This is a genomic window from Sedimentitalea nanhaiensis DSM 24252 (genome assembly GCF_000473225.1).
Lineage (GTDB): Bacteria > Pseudomonadota > Alphaproteobacteria > Rhodobacterales > Rhodobacteraceae > Sedimentitalea > Sedimentitalea nanhaiensis.
This window is the reverse complement of record NZ_KI421509.1, coordinates 297,445-315,617: the sequence shown is the minus strand read 5'-3', so window position 1 is coordinate 315,617 and position 18,173 is coordinate 297,445. Positions and strand designations below refer to the sequence as shown.

The following is an 18,173-nucleotide window of genomic DNA, read 5'->3' as shown; positions in this document are numbered from 1 at the left end:
CGCAGCACCTTTCACTTCGCGTGTATTCAATATAACCAAAAATGAACGCAAAACAAGAGTGGGCTGCACCCTGCTCCCGCCGATCATCGTTCGCCCCTCAATCGTCTGCCTCCTCGACAATGTGGCGGCCCGCAAGTGCAAGAACAACATAGAGCACAGCATCCGAATGCCGCGCGAGGGCGATCAGATGGTCGCCGCTCGGCCCCCGCTCGCCCGAGAACCAGTACTTCACGGTGCGTTCGCTGGCACCCGTCCAGCGCATGGCCATTTTGATTGCCCTGTGTGTGTCGTGCAACTCTTCGTGCAGAGCCATCGCTATGGCGGTTCGATAATCGGTTGGTTCTTCGACCAGGTGCACAAATGTGCCCATTTTCGGCACAACTGTGCCCATCTTCACGCGCATTTTCACGTCCTTCTTCGTTAAACAATTGAAGAACCATGAAAACGACGGGAGTCGATTTTGCCCGTTGCGGGTCATTGGACCGCGCTTGACGGACACTACTGATTTTAGGAGCGCAGTAATGAATTGGAATTTGAAAAATGACCGCCGGGCAAACGGAAAGACCTTGCCCGCTTCAGGAAACGACTTTCCAGACGAGTTTGTGCGAGATGGAAAAATTGAACCCAAAAAAGGCTGAAAAGGAAAACCCGATTTGAATAACGGTCGATACAACAGCGAGGACAAAGGCGACGAGGCCGGACAGGATATCCCGGCCGTCGCCTATGTGCGGATGTCGACCGATCACCAGAAGTACTCCACCGAGAACCAGCTCGACACCATCCGGAACTACGCCGCCGCCCGGGGCCTGCAAATCCTGCGCGTCTTCGAGGACTCCGGTCGGTCCGGGTTGCGGTTGGACGGCCGCGAGGCGCTGCAGAACCTGATGGCCGAGGTCCGAACCGGCCAGGCGGATTTCAAGGCCATTCTGGTCTATGACGTCAGCCGCTGGGGTCGGTTTCAGGATGCTGATGAGGGGGCTTACCACGAGCATGTCTGCTCTCGTGCCGGGATCCGGGTCCACTATTGTGGCGAGCAGTTCGAAAACGACGGCAGCATCGGCTCCAACCTTCTGAAAACCGTCAAGCGGGTGATGGCGGGCGAATACAGCCGCGAGCTCTCAGTGAAGGTCTTCGCCGGTCAATGCCGCCTGGTTGAGCCTGGCTACCGGCAAGGCGGAGCGGCTGGATACGGCCTGCGTCGGGTGCTCATCGACGAACACGGCAACCCGAAGGGTGCCTTGTCCCGCGGGGTGCTGTCAGACGAATTCGAACTAGTCTCAGCTTGTCGCCAAGCGCGTGAACCTATCCGGAACAAAGCTGACGCCATTCGACAAGGGCGGCGGTTCGGTTCAACTTGAAAAGTTTGCGAGATGAAAGGCTGCGCTCGTGGTTGAAGTGGTTTGAGACAGAGGCGTGCACGGAGGCGAATTTCTGCAGACTTCGCATGCGCCTGAAACGAAGCATGGCTCGTTCTCTTCGTCGGAAAGGTAAGTGCGAGTTCTCAGCCCTATTGTTCAACCAGCGGCCGGTTTCCTGCCGAGCACCCGCGCCGATCTGTTTCAAAGCGGCTCCGTAGGATCGGAGCTGGTCAGTAACAATCTCCTCAGCTCTGCCATGCTTTCGCATTGCTTTCTTTAGGAATTTCAATGCGGCCTTCTTGTCTCGGGTCTTCGTGACATAGCTTTCAAGCACTTCGCCTTCGTGATCCACAGCCCGCCAAAGGTAGTGCGTCTGGCCATTGATCTTCGCAAACATCTCGTCGAGGTGCCAACGCCAACGGCTGGATCGCATCCCCGCGATCCTGCGCTTTCTGATCTCAGCGGCGAACACAGGACCGAAGCGATGCCACCAATACCGGACTGTCTCGTGGCTGACATCGACACCTCGTTCATGCAGCAGATCTTCCACATTCCTGAGCGACAACGGGAACCGAATGTACAACATCACCGCTAGGCGAATGATCTCTGGGCTCGTCTTGAAGTAGCGAAATGGGTTAGGATTGGTCATCCGGTAAGGCTACGAAACCGCCCTGCCCGTCTCAAGCGATTTTGCTCTGACAGAACCCCCTCACGTTTTTTCGCCGATATGCTGCAGGTGAAATGACAAGCCACACCGCTACCGACAGGTTGTCGGGTGTATAAAGGCAGGCGGTCAGTTTCTCGTTTTTTTCGCCAAGAGGTCTGGGCAATGGCCCCAGGACCTCGCCTTTGCTGATCGTCGCGACCATGGACCCAAGATCAGAGCACCTGGTCGCCACTTGATCCGGATCGATCAGACCAAGCAACCAGTTGTTGAGCGCGTGGGGCACATTTTGACCATCGAACAAAGCGAATTTGTGACGCTGCAATTGGTCCGAGTGCGAAGGCAGAGGGCCGGGGTAGTCACGGGACGCGTAAAGCCCTCCTGACAGAACGCCGAGCTTGCGGCAGATTAGATCTTCATCCTTGATCTCGGATGCAATGCGCAGGGCGATGTCGCCGTCGCCTGCGCTCAGATCTAGGAACCTGTTGCTCGGGATCACTTCTATTGGGGTATCAGGGTAAGTGGCCCTGAACTGGGTCAGGATTTCGTAAATCGCGTCCGTAAATACCAGGATTGGTGCTGAAAATCGGATCGGACGAGTCACGCTGTCGCTCAACTCGGCGGCGGAGGCACCGAAGGACAGCACCGCAGCCTCGACCTGTTCCGCCTCCGCCACCAGCCTTTTGCCTTGAGGCGTCAAATGAAAGCCCCGCGTATCGCGATCGAACAGGACCACTCCAAGCTCATGCTCAAGCTCATCAACCCTGCGGGCGACGGTTGGCTGAGTAACGCCAAGCTCTCGTGATGCCGCGAGGGTCGAGCCGCTGCGGACGACCAAAAGGAAGGCTTTGATGCTTGTCCAGTTGTTGGGCGCGCTCTTCATTTATTCAGAACAGCACAAATTCTGGATGGATACCATCGTTTCAGACCGCCGCTTACGCTTGGACCCACTATTGGACTTGGAAAGGGCGGAACCATGAGCTTGATCGATATCACCGGAACTCCAATACTTCCGCGGCTGGCGTATCTGCGCTCCGTCTTCGCGCTTGCCCGATGGAAGCCCGAAGTCAAAGAAGACAGCAAGAAACGAAGCCGGGAAAGGCTCGATTTCATGCTTGAAATGATGAAGTCACATCCTGAGCACTTCCAGAGCGAACAGGACTTTCAAAACATGATGCACTTCTACCCATCAAGGTTCTGAGTGCCATGGGGCATGGAGTATGACGAGCAGTTATTCATATGATCAGCGGGAAAGGTCGAAGAAAATGGAATGCGCAATCGAGTTGTCATTTGCAAAAAGTGAGCGGGACATTGAGGCGGTGCGAAGCTTGATGCGCGAGTATCTTGTCTGGCACCAGATCCGCTATTCCGAGTCCCGTGACCAGTTGGAAAAGCACGTCGACTACAAGGCCCATGAGTTGGCAATTGATCGCCTCCCGGGGGAGTATGACTCACCCAAATCCTGCTTCCTCATGGCGCGGCGTGGACATGACGCCCTTGGTTGCGTCGCGGTGCGCGACTTGGGCGAAGGCATTGCGGAAATGAGGCGGATGTTCGTCAGTCCGCAAGCGCAAGGTTCGGGAGTGGGAAGACGTCTGGCAACAGGAATCATGAAAATCGCGAGCGCTTTGGGCTATGCGACGATGCGTCTGAATACCGGGCCGCTACAGACAGAGGCCGTGAATTTGTATCAAAAACTCGGGTTCAAAGCAGTCGAGCCCTACAATGACCTTCCACCCGCACTGAGAGAACGTCTCGTTTTCATGGAATGCGACCTGATGTCAGCCGAAGCCTGATGGTTTAACATTTCATTTTTTGGCAGCTTCGGGCTCACTGCCGACCTCGGATGCGGTGCGGCATCCCTCCAAAGCTCCATGACCTCCCGGATGGGGACGGCCCTTGCCGGTCGTTCGTGCAGTCGGCAGCGAAGGACTGCTTCGAGCCGATTGTGTTGAAAAACCCGAAAAATCCACACCCTCATTTTTCCGCCAAAATCCGTTGCATCCGAAGAGCTCGCCCTATTTTCGCGCAGGGGGATTTTGGAGCTGCGCACATCGCCAAACCATTGATTTGGCCGACCCCCTGGCCAAATTTCCCAACTGGCACTCTACGACAAAGTTTTTCACCGTTTTTAGGTGAGAACCGAGTTTTTCAACACAATCAGCCCAACCTGCGAATTGGATTTTCATGCTGCGTGCGCATGCAGCACGGAAACTGCTGCAATGGCGTAAATTTCGATGCCGCCATAGAGCGGCAGAACCGGTCATTCATGCAGGTCTCAGCATGGCTAGGTGGTCGAGATTTCATTGAACAGGGCAAAGCAACCAGAAGGGGCAAACACGCGAAGCGTGCGCTCTAACCGATCCTCGATCATCGTAACACGGGTGTTACGATGTCGATCTAGGGAAGGTGCTTAAGCGTATTCTCTAAGGTAGTCGAAATGAAAGACACAGGCAAAACGGCGGGCCTACGAACTGCCGACCACGATGAAAGTAGAGAACCCGACAATCGCGCATTGCGTCAGAAGCTGACGAAATTCACACGAGGCGGTCCGCCGATTTCCACCATGACGATGATGAACGATTGGGCACTGCACCTGGCCGCGGCGCCGGACAAACAGCTTTCGTTGATGAAAAAAGCGCAGGAAAACTGGTTCGCGTGGTCACAATTCGTGATGGCCGGGTGCCCTGATGACCCGGAAGCCAGCCCGATCGCGCCGCAAAAGGGTGACCGACGGTTTTCAGGTGAAGCCTGGGCCAAGGCACCCTTTGCAGCACTGGCGCAGGGATTTCTTCTGGCCGAGAATTTTGCCGATCACGCGACATCCGATGTGCCCGGCCTGACCCCGGCGCATGACGCGTCGATGACGTTCCTGGCGCGACAGCTCATGGGCGCCTTTGCCCCGTCAAACTTTCTGATGACCAACCCCGAGGCTCTGTCAAAAACAATCGAAACACGCGGCGAAAATCTGCAAAATGGCGGCGCGGCTTTTCTGCGCGACTGGCAGGCGCTGACCGGGCAAGACGCGCTGCATCCGCCATCTCGTGTTGGCAAGGATCTGGCCGTGTCCCGCGGAAAGGTGGTTTTGCGCACGCATCTGATGGAGTTGATCCAATACGAACCCACGACGGACAAGGTACACCCCGAACCCATTCTGATCGTGCCTGCGTGGATCATGAAATACTATATCCTTGATCTGAGCCCTGAAAACTCCGTCGTGCGCTACCTGACGGATCAAGGCTTTACTGTCTTCATGATGTCGTGGCGCAATCCGGATGCTGCGGATGCAGATTTGGGCATGGCAGACTATCTCGAACAGGGCCCCCGCGCGGCGCTGGATCACATCTGCACCAAGACCAAGGCCAAAAAGGTACATGGGGTCGGCTATTGCCTTGGGGGCACGCTTTTGTCGATTGCCGCGGCCAGCATGGCGCGAGATGGCGATGACAGGCTGGCCAGCATGACATTGCTTGCTGCGCAGACGGATTTCAGCGAAGCGGGCGAATTGATGATGTTCATCAATGAAAGCCAAGTGTCCTTTCTCGAAGACCTGATGGCCAGCCAGGGCTATCTGGAAGCAACCCAGATGATGAGCGCGTTTCAGATGATGCGGTCAAACGATCTGATCTGGTCGCGCATGGTGCGCACCTATCTTTTAGGCGATGACGAACCGGCGATGAATGACCTGATGGCATGGAATGCGGACAGCACCCGGATGCCGGCGCGGATGCATTCTGAATACCTGCGGCAGATGTTCCTGAACAATGATCTGGCGACGGGGCGGTATGCTGTGGACGGGCACGCTGTATCCCTGCGCGATATTCGGATCCCAGTCTTTGGTGTGGGCACGGAAACGGACCACATTGCACCTTGGAAATCGGTGTTCAAGATACACGCGCTCGGCCATGCAGATGTTACGTTTGCGCTGACCAATGGCGGACACAACGCCGGGGTTTTGTCCGAACCGGGCCACAAACGCCGTCACTTCCGCGTGTACACCACTCGTGATCAGGACCGGGCATTGACGCCCGACGATTGGCTGGAAACAGCCAAAATGTCCGAGGGCAGTTGGTGGCCTGCGTGGACCAAATGGCTGGGCACGCAATCGTCCGAAAAGGCGCTGCCCCCAAAAATGACCGGTGATCTCAGCGATGCTCCTGGCACCTACGTGATGATGGAATAGAATATGTTGCCCAACACTGATTTTCTGAGCGGTAAAGTTGGTTTGGTTGTCGGCGTTGCCAACAACCATTCCATCGCAGCGGGTTGTGCCCGTGCTTTTGCTGCCTCTGGCGCTGAATTGGCCATCACCTACCAAAACGACAAGGCGCGTAAACATGTCCAGCCAGTAGCCGAAGCCGTTGGCGCGGGGATATTCTCGCCGCTTGATGTCACTGACGCTGACCAAACCGACGCTGTATTTGACACGATCCGCAAGAAATGGGGACGGCTCGATTTTCTGGTCCATTCCATTGCCTTTTGCCCGCGCGACGACCTGCATGGCCGCGTTGTCGACTGCTCTCAGCAAGGATTTGCATTGGCGATGGACATCTCGGTGCATTCGCTGATCCGGCTGGCCAAGCAGGCCGAACCTCTGATGGCCGATGGCGGCACGATCCTGACCGTGTCCTACCACGGGGCGGACAAGGTGGTGGATCACTACAATATCATGGGGCCTGTCAAAGCAGCCCTGGAATCTACTGCGCGGTATTTGTCGGTGGACCTGGGCGGCAAGAATATCCGGGTGAACACGCTTTCGCCGGGACCGCTGGAAACACGGGCCGCGTCGGGGATTGATCACTTTGATGCCTTGATTGATGATGCCAGAAAACGTGCACCTTTGCACCGTCTGACGACCATCGAGGAAGTCGGCGCAATGGCGGCTTGTCTGGTGTCCGATTTTGCCCGATCTGTCAGTGGAAATACCGCCTATATTGACGGGGGCCATCATGTTGTCTGAGGGTTCTGCGGATATCGGCTACATTGAAAATCGACCCTTTGACGATATCGAAGTGGGCGATTTTGCAGAGCTTGAGAGGACGCTCACCGCGCAGGACATCGACGCCTTCGCGGTTGTATCGGGTGATGTGAACCCGGCCCATGTGGACGCGGCTTTTGCCGAAGAGGACATTTTTCACAAAGTCATCGCCCATGGCATGTGGGGCGGCGCATTGATTTCCAACGTGCTTGGAACCCAATTGCCGGGGCCAGGCACGATCTATCTTGATCAGTCTTTGAAGTTCCTGAAGCCGGTTGGCATCGGTGATACTGTGACCGTCCGCGTTACGGTCGCAGAGAAACACGAAGAGAAAAAGCGCCTTACGCTTGACTGTTTGTGCACCAACGGGGACGGCAAGCCGGTTATCACCGGTCAGGCCAAGGTCATTGCCCCGGACAAGAAAATTCGCAGACCGCGCGTGATGATGCCAGATATCGTCATGCACAGGCGCGGTGCAGCGCATGACAGGCTGGTGGCTGCGGCACAGAAATTCCCTGCGCTTCCGACCGCAATTGTTCATCCTTGCGATCCCTCATCGCTGACCGGCGCGCTGCAGGCCCGAGAGCTGGGCCTGCTTGATCCGTTTCTATTGGGACCGCAGGAACGCATCAAAGCCGTGGCACAGGAAGCGGGCCTTGATCTGAGCGGGATCGAGATTGTTCACACCAATCATAGTCATGCTTCGGCGGAAACAGCGGTGCAACTTGTCCGCGATGGGCGCGCCCGCGCGTTGATGAAAGGGGCGTTGCATACAGACGAGGTGATGTCTGCCACTGTGGCAAAGGCAACTGGCCTGCGTTCCGAGCGTCGGATGAGTCATGTCTATGTGATGGATGTTCCAACTTACGCCAAACCGCTCTTGATCACTGATGCGGCCATCAATATCGTACCGGACCTTCAAACCAAGGCAGATATCATCCAGAACGCAATTGATCTGGCCAGTGCACTTGGGATCGAACAGCCCAAGGTCGCGCTGCTTTCGGCGGTTGAAACGATCACCCCGCGGCTGCAATCAACCGTCGAGGCCGGCGCGTTGTGCAAGATGGCGGATCGCGGTCAGATTTCGGGCGGATTGCTGGACGGTCCCTTGGCTTTTGACAACGCAATTTCCATGCGCGCCGTGGCGAGCAAGGGCATTGCTTCGCCAGTAGCGGGACAAGCCGACATTCTCGTCGCTCCTGACCTTGAATCCGGTAATATGATTGCCAAGCAATTGATGTATTTGGCGGGCGCTGAGTCGGCTGGTATCGTACTGGGCGCTCAGGTTCCAATCATCCTGACCAGCAGGGCTGATGATAGCCGTACGCGCGTTGCGTCTGCTGCGATTGCGGTCTTGTGTGACGCTGCAGTGCGGACATGAAACGCATCCTGACACTGAATGCCGGGTCATCATCGCTGAGGTTCGGCCTGTACCGCGATTGCGAAGATCCGGTTGAACTGGTGCATGGACAAGTTGATGGAATCGGAAACTCCGCTCAGCTGGTTCTGAGCACGCCGGACGGCAAGGCTTCGCATCCTATTGATGCGTCGACCCAGGCGGAAGCCTTGAACGCGATCATGCAGGCGGTAACGCCCCACCTTAAAGGGCATACAATCGGCGGCGTCGGCCACCGCGTTGTGCATGGGGGACCGGATTTCGCAGAACCAATGCTCTTGACGCCAGATGTCATGCAGGCGCTTCGCACCTATGAGCCTCTCGCGCCGCTGCATCAGCCGCACAATTTGGCCGGCGTCCTTGCCGCACAAAAGGTATTTCCAGATGCCATTCAGGTCGGCTGCTTTGATACGGCGTTCCACCGGGGCCATCCTTGGGTCAACGATGCATTTGCCATTCCGCGCGCGCTCTATGACGAAGGCGTTCGGCGGTATGGATTTCACGGGCTCAGCTATGACTATGTGACCGGCGTGATTGCCCGCGACTTCCCTGATTTGCATCGCGGTCGCATTATCGTTGCCCATTTGGGAAACGGTGCATCGATGTGTGCAATACGTTCTGGCAAGAGTGTTGGGTCAACAATGGGCTTTTCAGCGCTGGACGGTTTGCCCATGGGCACCCGCTGCGGCCAGATTGATCCTGGGGTGGTCCTGTATCTGATCGAACAAAAGGGCATGGCACCCCATGATGTGCTGCGGATGCTTTATGAGGCCAGTGGACTGCTGGGGCTGTCGGACGAGACGAGCGACATGCGCGATTTGCTTGCGTCCGACCGACCCGAAGCGGCACAAGCCATCGACTACTATGTATTCCGCGCGCGACGGGAGATCGGGGCGCTTTCTGCAGTTCTTGGCGGTCTTGATGCCTTGGTGTTTTGCGGTGGTGTTGGCGAAAATGCGGCACCCATTCGCCGGCGCATCGGGCAGGAAATGGCCTATCTTGGGATTGAGATCCATGCAGAACGCAACGAGCAGAACGCATTGCACATTGGCTTAGGGCCGACAAGCGTCATGGTGATCCCGACAGATGAAGAACGCGTCATCGCGCGCGCCGTTCGAGCCGTGAAGGCCGCACCTCATGACCCAAAGCGAGAAAAATGCCAAGTCAAACTCATTTCCATATGACGGGCCGTTTATAGGCCTTTCGTGACACCCGCCAGCGGATGGCGCCACCAATAGCAAACCTAAAACCCAGTTCTCCGAGCGACAGGTAAGTCCTCAGTTTGACTTCTATGATTGCGACCCCGGCAGGAGGGCACCGCTTATCAAGGCATTGATCGGCGGGTGTGGCGACATCGGCCGCACCGCACTTCTGCAAACAGTTTCTATGATATCAGTAGCTGCGCAAGCAGTAGATACAGCAAAACCCCGCGTCCTTCGCGTTCAGACACCTGCGTCGAAAGTGCAGTACGGGTGCGACCTTCGAGGCTGTTCATCAATGACTGCTCTGGCGACTTGGGCTGCAACGCAGCAGTGACCGTGCTGCAAGAGCGAATGAATGCTGCGTCAGCAATAGCCGCTTGCACAAGTCCGGTTTGTCCCGCAGACCGTAATTTCGCTGATCATTATAATTCGAGGTCGCCGCGAATGGCAGCAATGACGGGCCGCACCGCAGCATTGACCTGAGACTGACCTGAGACCTTAAACCTCCTCCACTTTTGAGTAGGATCTGTCCCAAGCATTGGAGACGGAATATGAAGAAGTCACGATTTTCAGAAGAGCAGATCATCGGGATGATCAAAGAGCAGGAGGGCGGTGTCCCAACGGCTGAGGTGTGCCGCAAGCATGGCATCAGCACAGCGTCGTTCTACAAATACAAATCGAAGTTCGGCGGAATGGACGTGTCCGATGCCCGCAAGCTGAAGGCGCTTGAGGATGAGAACGGCAAGCTGAAGAAGCTGCTGGCAGAACAGATGCTGGATAACGCCATGCTGAAGGATGTGAACTCAAAAAAATGGTGACGCCCGCGGCAAAGCGGAAAGCGGTGGTTCATCTTTGTGATCAGCACGGGGTGAGCCAGCGGCGGGCGTGCGATGTGTTGGACGTGGATCGGTCGAGTGTGCGGTATCGCAGCATCCGACCAGATGATGCTGACCTGCGCAAAGCCATGAAGGATGTGGCTGCTGAACGTCGGCGCTTCGGTTACAGGCGCATACACATCATGCTGGAGCGTCAAGGCATCTACATGAACCAGAAGAAGCTGCGGCGTTTGTATCGCGAAGAAGGGCTCCAGGTGCGTAAGCGTGGTGGCCGGAAACGCGCCCTGGGCACGCGCCGCCCGATGATCGTGCCAGAGACCATCAATGAGCGTTGGAGCCTGGATTTCGTTTCGGACGCGTTCACAGATGGACGCAGGTTCCGCGTTCGGGCGATGGTAGATGATTTTAGCCGTGAATGTTTGGCTCTTGTTCCGGATACATCGCTGTCGGGCGCGCGGCTGACGCGTGAATTGGACGCTATCATTCAGGTGCGCGGAATGCCGAAGACAATTGTCAGCGACAACGGGACCGAAATGACCAGTTCAGCGGTTTTGAAATGGTGCCAGAAAACAAAGATCGACTGGCATTACATCGCTCCAGGAAAGCCAACACAGAACGCTTTCATCGAGAGTTTCAACGGCAGTTTCCGCGATGAGTGCTTGAACGAGACGCTGTTCTCGTCCCTCGCAGACGCCAGATCAGAGATCAAAAAATGGAAGGAGGATTACAACCGAAACCGGCCGCATTCGTCGCTGGCAAATCTCACGCCGAACGAGTTCGCAGACAAAATGACGTTGCAAAAGCAGGCCGCATGAGGCCAGAAAACAAAACCCGGATTCTCCCAAAGGCTGGAGGAGAGATGGGTCTCAGGTCACGACGAACACCCTGTCCCGTTGGATGAGCGGATCGGGAAGGCACAAGCAAGGTATCGGTGGGCGTGAGGCGGGCAGAAGGGGCGGATTTTGTTGAAAAACTCGGTGCCCGACGGAAAAATGACAAATCGGCAGAACAACTTCCCACGAACGCACCATTTTGCAAACAACGTCGGCCAGAGGGCGTTCTGGGAGAACGATGTTCCGAATTCTTAAAGCGAATTTCGGACAGCGGAGTTTTTCAACAAAATCGGCGGGAAGCGGAAGTTCGCTGCGCCTTGCGCCAATGTCTGAAATCAGCAAGTGTGCCATAAGGTGATTTTCGGATCAGAGGTCCCTACCGGCCAATTGGCTAATCTGACTGGACGGGAGAACTATGGTCGAAAAAGAAACTGATAAGTTCTCAGCAGGCGAGCAGGGCCTTGGATATATTTACCAAGGTCGTCTTGCGTTGCTTCGCCTCCTTCAGCTTCCAGAAGATGCGGCAGTCTTCATTGAAAAAGACGACGATCTCGATTTCATTGACACCGAAGGCGGTAAGTCCTTGGCTTCGCTAAAGCACAAGGCGATTGGCGATAAACTGACAGACCTGTCGACAGATTTCTGGAAATCAGTCAACATTTGGCTGGTGCGATACAAGCGGGATGGCCTTGCTGCGTCAAATATGCAGTTCTTCCTTTTTACCACCGGCACCGTGTCGACCGATTCATTTCTTACTCGCTTCCTCCCGGAACTGGCCTCCTCTTCCAGCCATGAGGCAACACTTGCCGAACTGGCCACCGCCACGCTCTCTAGGTCAAAGTCAAAACTCATCACACCGATCGCAGCTGCGTTTAACGAATTAAGCGATTCAGCGAAGCAAGACTTTCTCGAGCGCATCCTGATCCTCGATGGGAACCCGCGCATCAGTGACATCCCGGCAATCATCCGGGAAAAGCACATGCGAAGCATAAGGCGCGAACACCGCCAGTTCGTCTTAGAACGACTGGAAGGTTGGTGGACCGATGCTGTGATCAAGCAGTTGACTGGCGCCAGGCCGGAAGGGATTTTCGGCCACGAAGTGTCGGATAAGCTTTCCAACATCACCGAGGAATACAAAACAGACAATCTGCCAATCACCTTCCGCGGAAAGGTGCCCGCCAGTGAGATTGACACCGATGCCGATCCGCGCCTTTTCGTCAAGCAAATGCACGAGATAGGCATCTCTTCCAACCGTATCAGGAGTGCGATCCTAGATTACTACAGAGCGTTCGAGCAGCGGTCGGCTTGGGCGCGCGAGAACCTGCTCGTATCGGGAGAGGTAGAGGAATACGAGGATCGTCTCGCAGAGGAATGGAGCCGCTACAGGGACGTTGTTTTCGAGAAACTCTCGGACGACAGCGCCGAGGACGCGCTGCGCGAAGCCGGAGCCACTCTCTACAACTGGGCAGAATTTGAGACCGGCAAGATCGAGTCCCTTCGCATTCGCGCGCGTGTGACGGAACCCTATGTCGTCCGAGGCAGCCTTCACATTCTCGCGGATACCACGCCTGAACCTAGAGTTTATTGGCATCCACGATTTATCGAACGCGTATACAAAGTGTTAGGGGTGGCCTCGTGAAACGATGGGACCAACGCCCGTTCGAGATTCGTAATCTATTCAACCCGGCATTTTGCGGCTTGGTCTTGTTCCGTTCGTTGAACGGATATGAGGACGAAGATGCACGAGGCATGCCCTTTTCACTGTCACTACTCGTCCTGCCGCTCTGCTTGCACAAAGACTCGCGCGAGGTAATTGTCAGTAGTCCGCGCAGCTACCTGCTTAAGACGACGGAGAAGAACCAGCAACTGATGGTGGGCTTCGGCGATCGGGTTTCGGAGATGCTACCCTATGCCTTCGAGGGATTTGGTCTGCTTATGGAAAGGGGCTGCATCAATGTCGCAGATAACGGCCGCATCCAAACCGTGCCCAAGAAGGTGCGCAAGACCGTCAGTGGAACGGCCGAGACTGTTGATTGCCAAAAAGTCGCGCGGATAGTTGGTAGAGAATTTGCACGCATTGCTGACCGGGCAACCATTTATGCAACATTTGGAATTCGCCCATGAAGATCAGGTCCATCCACATTTACAGCCATGGCGGCCAGCGCCGCGACCTGTACTTCAAGGTTGACGGGCTTAACGTCATTACCGGTCGCTCTTCTACTGGCAAGTCCGCACTCTCAGAGATTATCGAATATTGTATGGGACGATCTTCGTTCAACGTCCCGGAAGGAATAATCCGTGACAAGGTGGCATGGTTCGCCGTGATCTACCAATTTGAAAAAGAGCAGGTTCTGGTCGCTAAGCCAACACCGCCTCACGGTGGTGCGAGTTGCAGCACTGCAATGCTGCGAAGGGGCAATCAGTTGCCAATACCCGCGTTCGAAGATCTGCTAGCCAACACTGACGACGATAGCATCGTCGAACTCCTGTCACGCCTGCTCGGAATTCCAGAAAATCGGACCGAAGTTGCGCTTGAACACAGCCGCGCCAGCTACGACGCCAACGTCAAGCACACGTTTTACTACCTGTTTCAAAAGCAAGGACTGGTCGCAAACAAGGACCAACTTTTCTACCGCCAGAACGAACAATTCCAGCCGCAGGCAATACGCGATACCCTGCCAATCCTGCTTGGCGTCTCCTCTCACGACCGCTTCGAATGGGAGTCGAAGCTACGGATTGCGCAGCGGGATCTGAGAATCAGCAACAAGAAGCTAGAGCAGGCGCGCAATGCAGTCGATACGTCGCACGAGCAGGCAATCGGTCTGCACTCGGAAGCGACGGCGGTTGGGGTGATCGGAAGCGCCGATGAAAATCAAAATGCAGAAGCAGTCATTGCAGCATTGAGCTCTGTATTGTCTTGGAAACCTGAAAAGGTGCCTGACGACGACGCTAGCCGGATTTCCCTGTTGGAAGAAGAGCTGGCTCAACTGCGCCAGGATCGGCGAGACACTCAGGCAAGAATTGATTCGGCGCGACAGTTCGCCAAGAGGGCGGGCGGCTACGAAAACGAGGCCGCTGAACAAATAGATCGTCTCACTTCGATCAAGGCACTGCCGAAGAATCCCGACAGCGGCGAATGGCAATGGCCGTTCAGCGAACGGAACCTAGCGCTCGACTCCCCGCTTGCTGCCGTCCTGCTAAACGAGCTTGAATCGCTAGATAAGGAGTTGCGCGTCGCCACCGGTCAGCGCCCCAAGCTCGACGCCTACTTGGCTGAATTGATTGCTCAGGCGGACGGCATCGCAACCGACGTCAGACAGAAAGAAACGGAGCTGTCCGCTGCGATCGCAGCCAATGAGGTCATTGCCCAAATGGGCAGTCGCAACAATGCTGCCGCGCGCGTGGTAGGCCGTATCAGCCTTTTCTTGGAAAGGCTCCCTCCAAACGAAGAACTTGCCAGACTTGAATCGGAGAATCGCCGTCTCATCAAGAGGGTGACGCAACTCGAGGAGGAAATCGGCACCGACGATAGCGATGAACGCCTAGCCTCAATTCTCAACAACATCTCTGCGCAAGTCACGCGGTTCATCCGGAAATTCGAGGCCGAATTCCAAGACTTCCCCGCGCGGCTCAACCTACCACAGTTGACGATCATCTTCGATCGGCCTGAGCGTCCAGTCCCTATGAGTCGCACAGGAGGCGGCGAAAACCATTTAGCCTATCACCTTTCTGCATTACTCGCTCTGCACCTATTCGCTGCGCAAAACAACCGCCCAATCCCACGCTTCCTGTTGATTGATCAGCCGACCCAAGTCTACTTTCCGTCTGAGAAAGTCTACAAGGAGGCCGACGGCTCTTTCCAAAAAACAGAGGCTGATGCGGATCTAAACTCGGTTCGTCGCTTGTTCGAGCTGCTGTTAAAATATACTCAGAATGACGTGCCCGGCTTTCAACTGATCGTCACCGAGCACGCGAACCTCCGTGATCAATGGTTTCAGGACGCATTGGTCGAAGAACCGTGGACCAAACCCCCAGCGTTGGTTCCTGAGGAGTGGCCAAACCTCGACGAGGTTTAAGGTCGAGATTGTTTGTGAGGATTCTAAACACGGAAGCAAATTGAAAGTCAGACCTTCGAAGAACTGGTCGCAATGACCGTTATGGGCCGTTTGCGTTGGCACTGGTTTTTGTTGTGCTGATCTAGCTTGCGTGTTGCGTGTCCGCAACAGTCACAAGCCGCGTCCGTTTGCTTCCACAGTGCTTCCAGTGGTGTTTCGGGAACGCGCGCGGCCACCCGGAGGTGGCTTCTAGCGTATTGATAATACTGTAATATTTTGGTTGCGGGAGTAGGATTTGAACCTACGACCTTCAGGTTATGAGCCTGAACCGCATCGTGGTTCAGCGAGAGCCTCGTCACGCTCCACTGCGCCGGACCCGCCGATGGAAACAACTGGACTACTTGCCCGAACCACGCATCACTGGACCCAGGCCCGACGCGTTCGGGCTCTCCCCGGTACCGGGGCGCGGCAACATGCCAGCCTCGAAATCCGAGGAAAGATTCATGACAAAACGCGAAGAGACCAAGGCAGCCAAGGTGCAGGCGATGCTTCGGCGCCCCTCCGGCGCCAGCCTTCAAGCCATCTGCACGGCAACCGGCTGGCAGCCGCATTCGGCTCGTTCAGCGCTCAGCACAATGCGCAAGAAAGGCCTGCCCATCGAGCGCCGTCTGGCCGGGAAGGCAGGTGCGCCAGCAATTTACCATATGCCGTCAGGCGCGGGGGATGAATGATGGCGGCACCTGGTGAGATAAGGGATCTGGAGGCGATGGAACGGCCGGATCTGCTGGACCTCTGGCATGATATCTTCGCCGGACCCGCCCCGAAGATGCTGAGCCAGCCCTTCCTCCGCCGCTTCATCGCCTTCGAATTGCAGACCCGCCGCCACGGCGGGCTGCCCCGGCAGGTGAAGACCGCGCTTGCGAAGACAACCGATCAAACCCCGCGCGCCAAAAGCCCCGCCCTCAAGCCCGGCGGCCGGCTGCTCCGCGAATGGAACGGGGTCACCCATGTCGTCGATGTCACCGCAGACGGTTATCTCTGGAAAGGCCAGACCCACCGCTCGCTCTCGGCCATCGCCCGCGCCATCACCGGCGCCCACTGGTCCGGGCCGCGGTTCTTCGGGCTGACCGGAAAGCCAGGTTCATGAGCCAGCGCCCCAAGATCCGCTGCGCCATCTACACCCGCAAATCCTCGGACGAGGGGCTCGACCAGGAGTTCAACTCGCTGGACGCCCAGCACGAGGCCTGTGCTGCCTATGTCGCCAGCCAGCGCCACGAGGGCTGGAAGCTGCTGCCCGCCCGCTTTGATGATGGCGGGGTCTCCGGCGGCACCCTGGAGCGCCCGGCCCTGCAACGCCTGCTCGCCGAGATCGAGGCCGGGCGCATCGACATGGTGGTGGTCTACAAGATCGACCGGCTGACCCGGTCGCTGGCCGATTTCGCCCGGCTGGTCGACCGGCTGGAGGCGGCGAACTGCTCCTTCGTCTCGGTCACCCAGGCCTTCAACACGTCCTCCTCGATGGGCCGGCTGACGCTGAACGTGCTCTTGTCCTTCGCCCAGTTCGAGCGCGAGGTCACCGCCGAGCGCATCCGCGACAAGATCGCCGCCTCCAAGAAGAAGGGCCTCTGGATGGGCGGCAACCTGCCGCTGGGCTATGACCGCGATCCCGACACGAAGGCGCGGACTCTGGTGGTCAATCAAGGTGAAGCCGCAACCGTCCGGCGTCTCTTCGCCCTCTATGCAGAACAGGGCTGCCTGCGCCGGGTCGCCGAACGCGCCGCCGACGAAGCACTGCGGTCAAAACGCCGGATCCGCGCCAGCGGCAAGGTCTCGGGCGGCGGCCCGCTGTCCCGCGGCCAGATCTACTACCTGCTGCGCAACCCGGTTTATCTCGGCAAGATCCGCCACAAGGAGAAGGTCTGGCCGGGCCAGCACGACGCCATCATCGACCAGGATCTCTGGAACAGGGTGCAGGAGAGAATGCAGGTCGCCGCCAACCGATCCAGATCGCAAGGCAAGCCCGGGGCATTGCCCCGCTCCACCGACCCCGGCGCCTGGCTCACCGGAAAGCTGCACGACGAGACCGGCGACCGGCTGACCCCGACCCACACCACCCGGAAAGGGCGACGCCTGCGCTACTACGTCTCCAACCGGCTGATCGCAGGCGGCGCCGATCCCGCCGCCTGGCGCCTGCCGGGCCCGGCGCTGGAGACCAGCATCCGGAACATCATCGCCACACATCTGACAGAGGCCGCCGGGTCGCACCGGATTCTCGACACTCCCGATGCCGGAAGCGCTGACACAATGACCCGGGCCGCGAGCGACCTGATCGCCCGGCTGAACAGGGACACCGGTGTGCTTTGCGCCGACCTTCTCTCCTCCGCCACCCTGCGGCGCGGCGAGATCGACCTGGAGCTGGATGTCGGAGCGCTGGTCCGGGCACTCGGGGTTCCGGAAAAGAACCTGTGTCCGGCCCTGGCCCACATAACGGCCCCGTTCGATCTCCGCCGCCGCGGGGTCGAAGCCAGGATCATCGCCGGCGATATCGCGCCGGACCCCGATCCGCATCTGCGCGCCATGCTGATCCGCGCCCATGGCTGGGCCCGCGCATTGAGGTCCGGCACGCAACTCTCCGACATCGCCCGCCGTGAAGGCGTTCCCGGATCCTTCATCCGGACCCGCACCCGACTCGCCTTCCTGTCGCCGGGACTCCAGGCCGCGATCCTCGACGGCAGCCAGCCTCCCGAACTCACCCTCAAACGCCTGGTCAGCGTCTCCCATCCGCTGGCCTGGGCCGACCAGGAGCGCCTGTTCGGATTTTGAGAACGCCGCTTCATCCCGGGAACCGGAG

The 18,173-nt window shown here is 57.3% G+C and carries 15 protein-coding genes, 1 tRNA gene and 2 pseudogenes; 14 read left to right on the top strand and 4 right to left on the bottom strand.

Annotated features, from left to right (window positions below):
- Positions 1-97: 97 nt before the first annotated feature.
- Positions 98-403: an XRE family transcriptional regulator gene (locus tag NANH_RS0103120; RefSeq protein WP_175543445.1), complete on the bottom strand. Its 306-nt coding sequence runs from the start codon at positions 401-403 to the stop codon at positions 98-100.
- Between the two features lie 250 nt (positions 404-653).
- Between NANH_RS0103120 and NANH_RS25285 the strand changes: the two are divergent.
- Positions 654-1,250 (top strand): annotated as a pseudogene (locus NANH_RS25285) (recombinase family protein); the annotation flags it as partial.
- A 52-nt stretch (positions 1,251-1,302) separates the two neighbouring features.
- Here the strand turns inward: NANH_RS25285 and NANH_RS0103110 are convergent.
- Entirely contained in the window at positions 1,303-2,007 is a 705-nt protein-coding gene (locus NANH_RS0103110) for an IS6 family transposase (protein ID WP_027260724.1), read from the bottom strand.
- Positions 2,008-2,038: 31 nt separating this feature from the next.
- Complete coding sequence (locus NANH_RS27350) at positions 2,039-2,905, bottom strand: LysR family transcriptional regulator (protein ID WP_051372219.1); 867 nt, start codon at positions 2,903-2,905, stop codon at positions 2,039-2,041.
- 93 nt (positions 2,906-2,998) lie between these two features.
- On the opposite strand from NANH_RS27350, the gene NANH_RS0103100 reads away from it, so the two are divergent.
- From NANH_RS0103100 to NANH_RS0103050, 10 genes and pseudogenes are all read left to right on the top strand, one after another.
- Complete coding sequence (locus NANH_RS0103100; RefSeq protein ID WP_027260723.1) at positions 2,999-3,223, top strand: hypothetical protein; 225 nt, start codon at positions 2,999-3,001, stop codon at positions 3,221-3,223.
- Positions 3,224-3,287: 64 nt separating this feature from the next.
- On the top strand, positions 3,288-3,818 hold the full coding sequence (locus tag NANH_RS25275; RefSeq protein WP_051372218.1) for a GNAT family N-acetyltransferase: 531 nt from the start codon (positions 3,288-3,290) through the stop codon (positions 3,816-3,818).
- 644 nt (positions 3,819-4,462) lie between these two features.
- Positions 4,463-6,205 (top strand): PHA/PHB synthase family protein, encoded by a 1,743-nt coding sequence (locus NANH_RS25270; RefSeq protein ID WP_081710405.1) that lies wholly within the window; start codon positions 4,463-4,465, stop codon positions 6,203-6,205.
- A gap of 3 nt (positions 6,206-6,208) precedes the next feature.
- Positions 6,209-6,982, top strand: coding sequence for an enoyl-ACP reductase FabI (fabI, locus tag NANH_RS0103085; protein ID WP_036049330.1), 774 nt, complete (start codon positions 6,209-6,211; stop codon positions 6,980-6,982).
- Positions 6,972-8,381, top strand: coding sequence for a bifunctional enoyl-CoA hydratase/phosphate acetyltransferase (locus NANH_RS0103080; RefSeq protein ID WP_036049327.1), 1,410 nt, complete (start codon positions 6,972-6,974; stop codon positions 8,379-8,381). The genes fabI and NANH_RS0103080 overlap by 11 nt, the downstream gene beginning before the upstream one ends.
- Entirely contained in the window at positions 8,378-9,580 is a 1,203-nt protein-coding gene (locus NANH_RS25265; RefSeq protein WP_051372217.1) for an acetate/propionate family kinase, read from the top strand. Before NANH_RS0103080 ends, NANH_RS25265 begins: the two co-directional genes overlap by 4 nt.
- Before the next feature lie 569 nt (positions 9,581-10,149).
- A pseudogene (locus NANH_RS0103065) lies at positions 10,150-11,335 on the top strand (IS3 family transposase).
- A 347-nt stretch (positions 11,336-11,682) separates the two neighbouring features.
- Complete coding sequence (locus NANH_RS0103060) at positions 11,683-12,906, top strand: ABC-three component system protein (RefSeq protein ID WP_027260720.1); 1,224 nt, start codon at positions 11,683-11,685, stop codon at positions 12,904-12,906.
- Positions 12,903-13,391 (top strand): three component ABC system middle component, encoded by a 489-nt coding sequence (locus NANH_RS0103055; RefSeq protein ID WP_027260719.1) that lies wholly within the window; start codon positions 12,903-12,905, stop codon positions 13,389-13,391. The genes NANH_RS0103060 and NANH_RS0103055 overlap by 4 nt, the downstream gene beginning before the upstream one ends.
- Positions 13,388-15,343: a DUF3732 domain-containing protein gene (locus tag NANH_RS0103050; RefSeq protein WP_027260718.1), complete on the top strand. Its 1,956-nt coding sequence runs from the start codon at positions 13,388-13,390 to the stop codon at positions 15,341-15,343. The genes NANH_RS0103055 and NANH_RS0103050 overlap by 4 nt, the downstream gene beginning before the upstream one ends.
- A gap of 260 nt (positions 15,344-15,603) precedes the next feature.
- Here the strand turns inward: NANH_RS0103050 and NANH_RS0103045 are convergent.
- Positions 15,604-15,702 (bottom strand) — tRNA-Met (locus NANH_RS0103045).
- A 123-nt stretch (positions 15,703-15,825) separates the two neighbouring features.
- On the opposite strand from NANH_RS0103045, the gene NANH_RS28325 reads away from it, so the two are divergent.
- From NANH_RS28325 to NANH_RS0103030, 3 genes are read left to right on the top strand one after another with little or no spacing between them, the layout of a single operon-like run.
- Positions 15,826-16,053: a DUF3489 domain-containing protein gene (locus NANH_RS28325; RefSeq protein WP_051372216.1), complete on the top strand. Its 228-nt coding sequence runs from the start codon at positions 15,826-15,828 to the stop codon at positions 16,051-16,053.
- Positions 16,050-16,469 carry a DUF2924 domain-containing protein gene (locus NANH_RS0103035; RefSeq protein WP_074920537.1) on the top strand — a complete coding sequence of 140 codons (420 nt, stop codon included), beginning with the start codon at positions 16,050-16,052 and terminating at the stop codon, positions 16,467-16,469. The genes NANH_RS28325 and NANH_RS0103035 overlap by 4 nt, the downstream gene beginning before the upstream one ends.
- A complete protein-coding gene (locus NANH_RS0103030; RefSeq protein ID WP_027260716.1) occupies positions 16,466-18,145 on the top strand; it encodes a recombinase family protein in 1,680 nt (559 codons plus the stop codon). Before NANH_RS0103035 ends, NANH_RS0103030 begins: the two co-directional genes overlap by 4 nt.
- Positions 18,146-18,173: the final 28 nt, after the last annotated feature.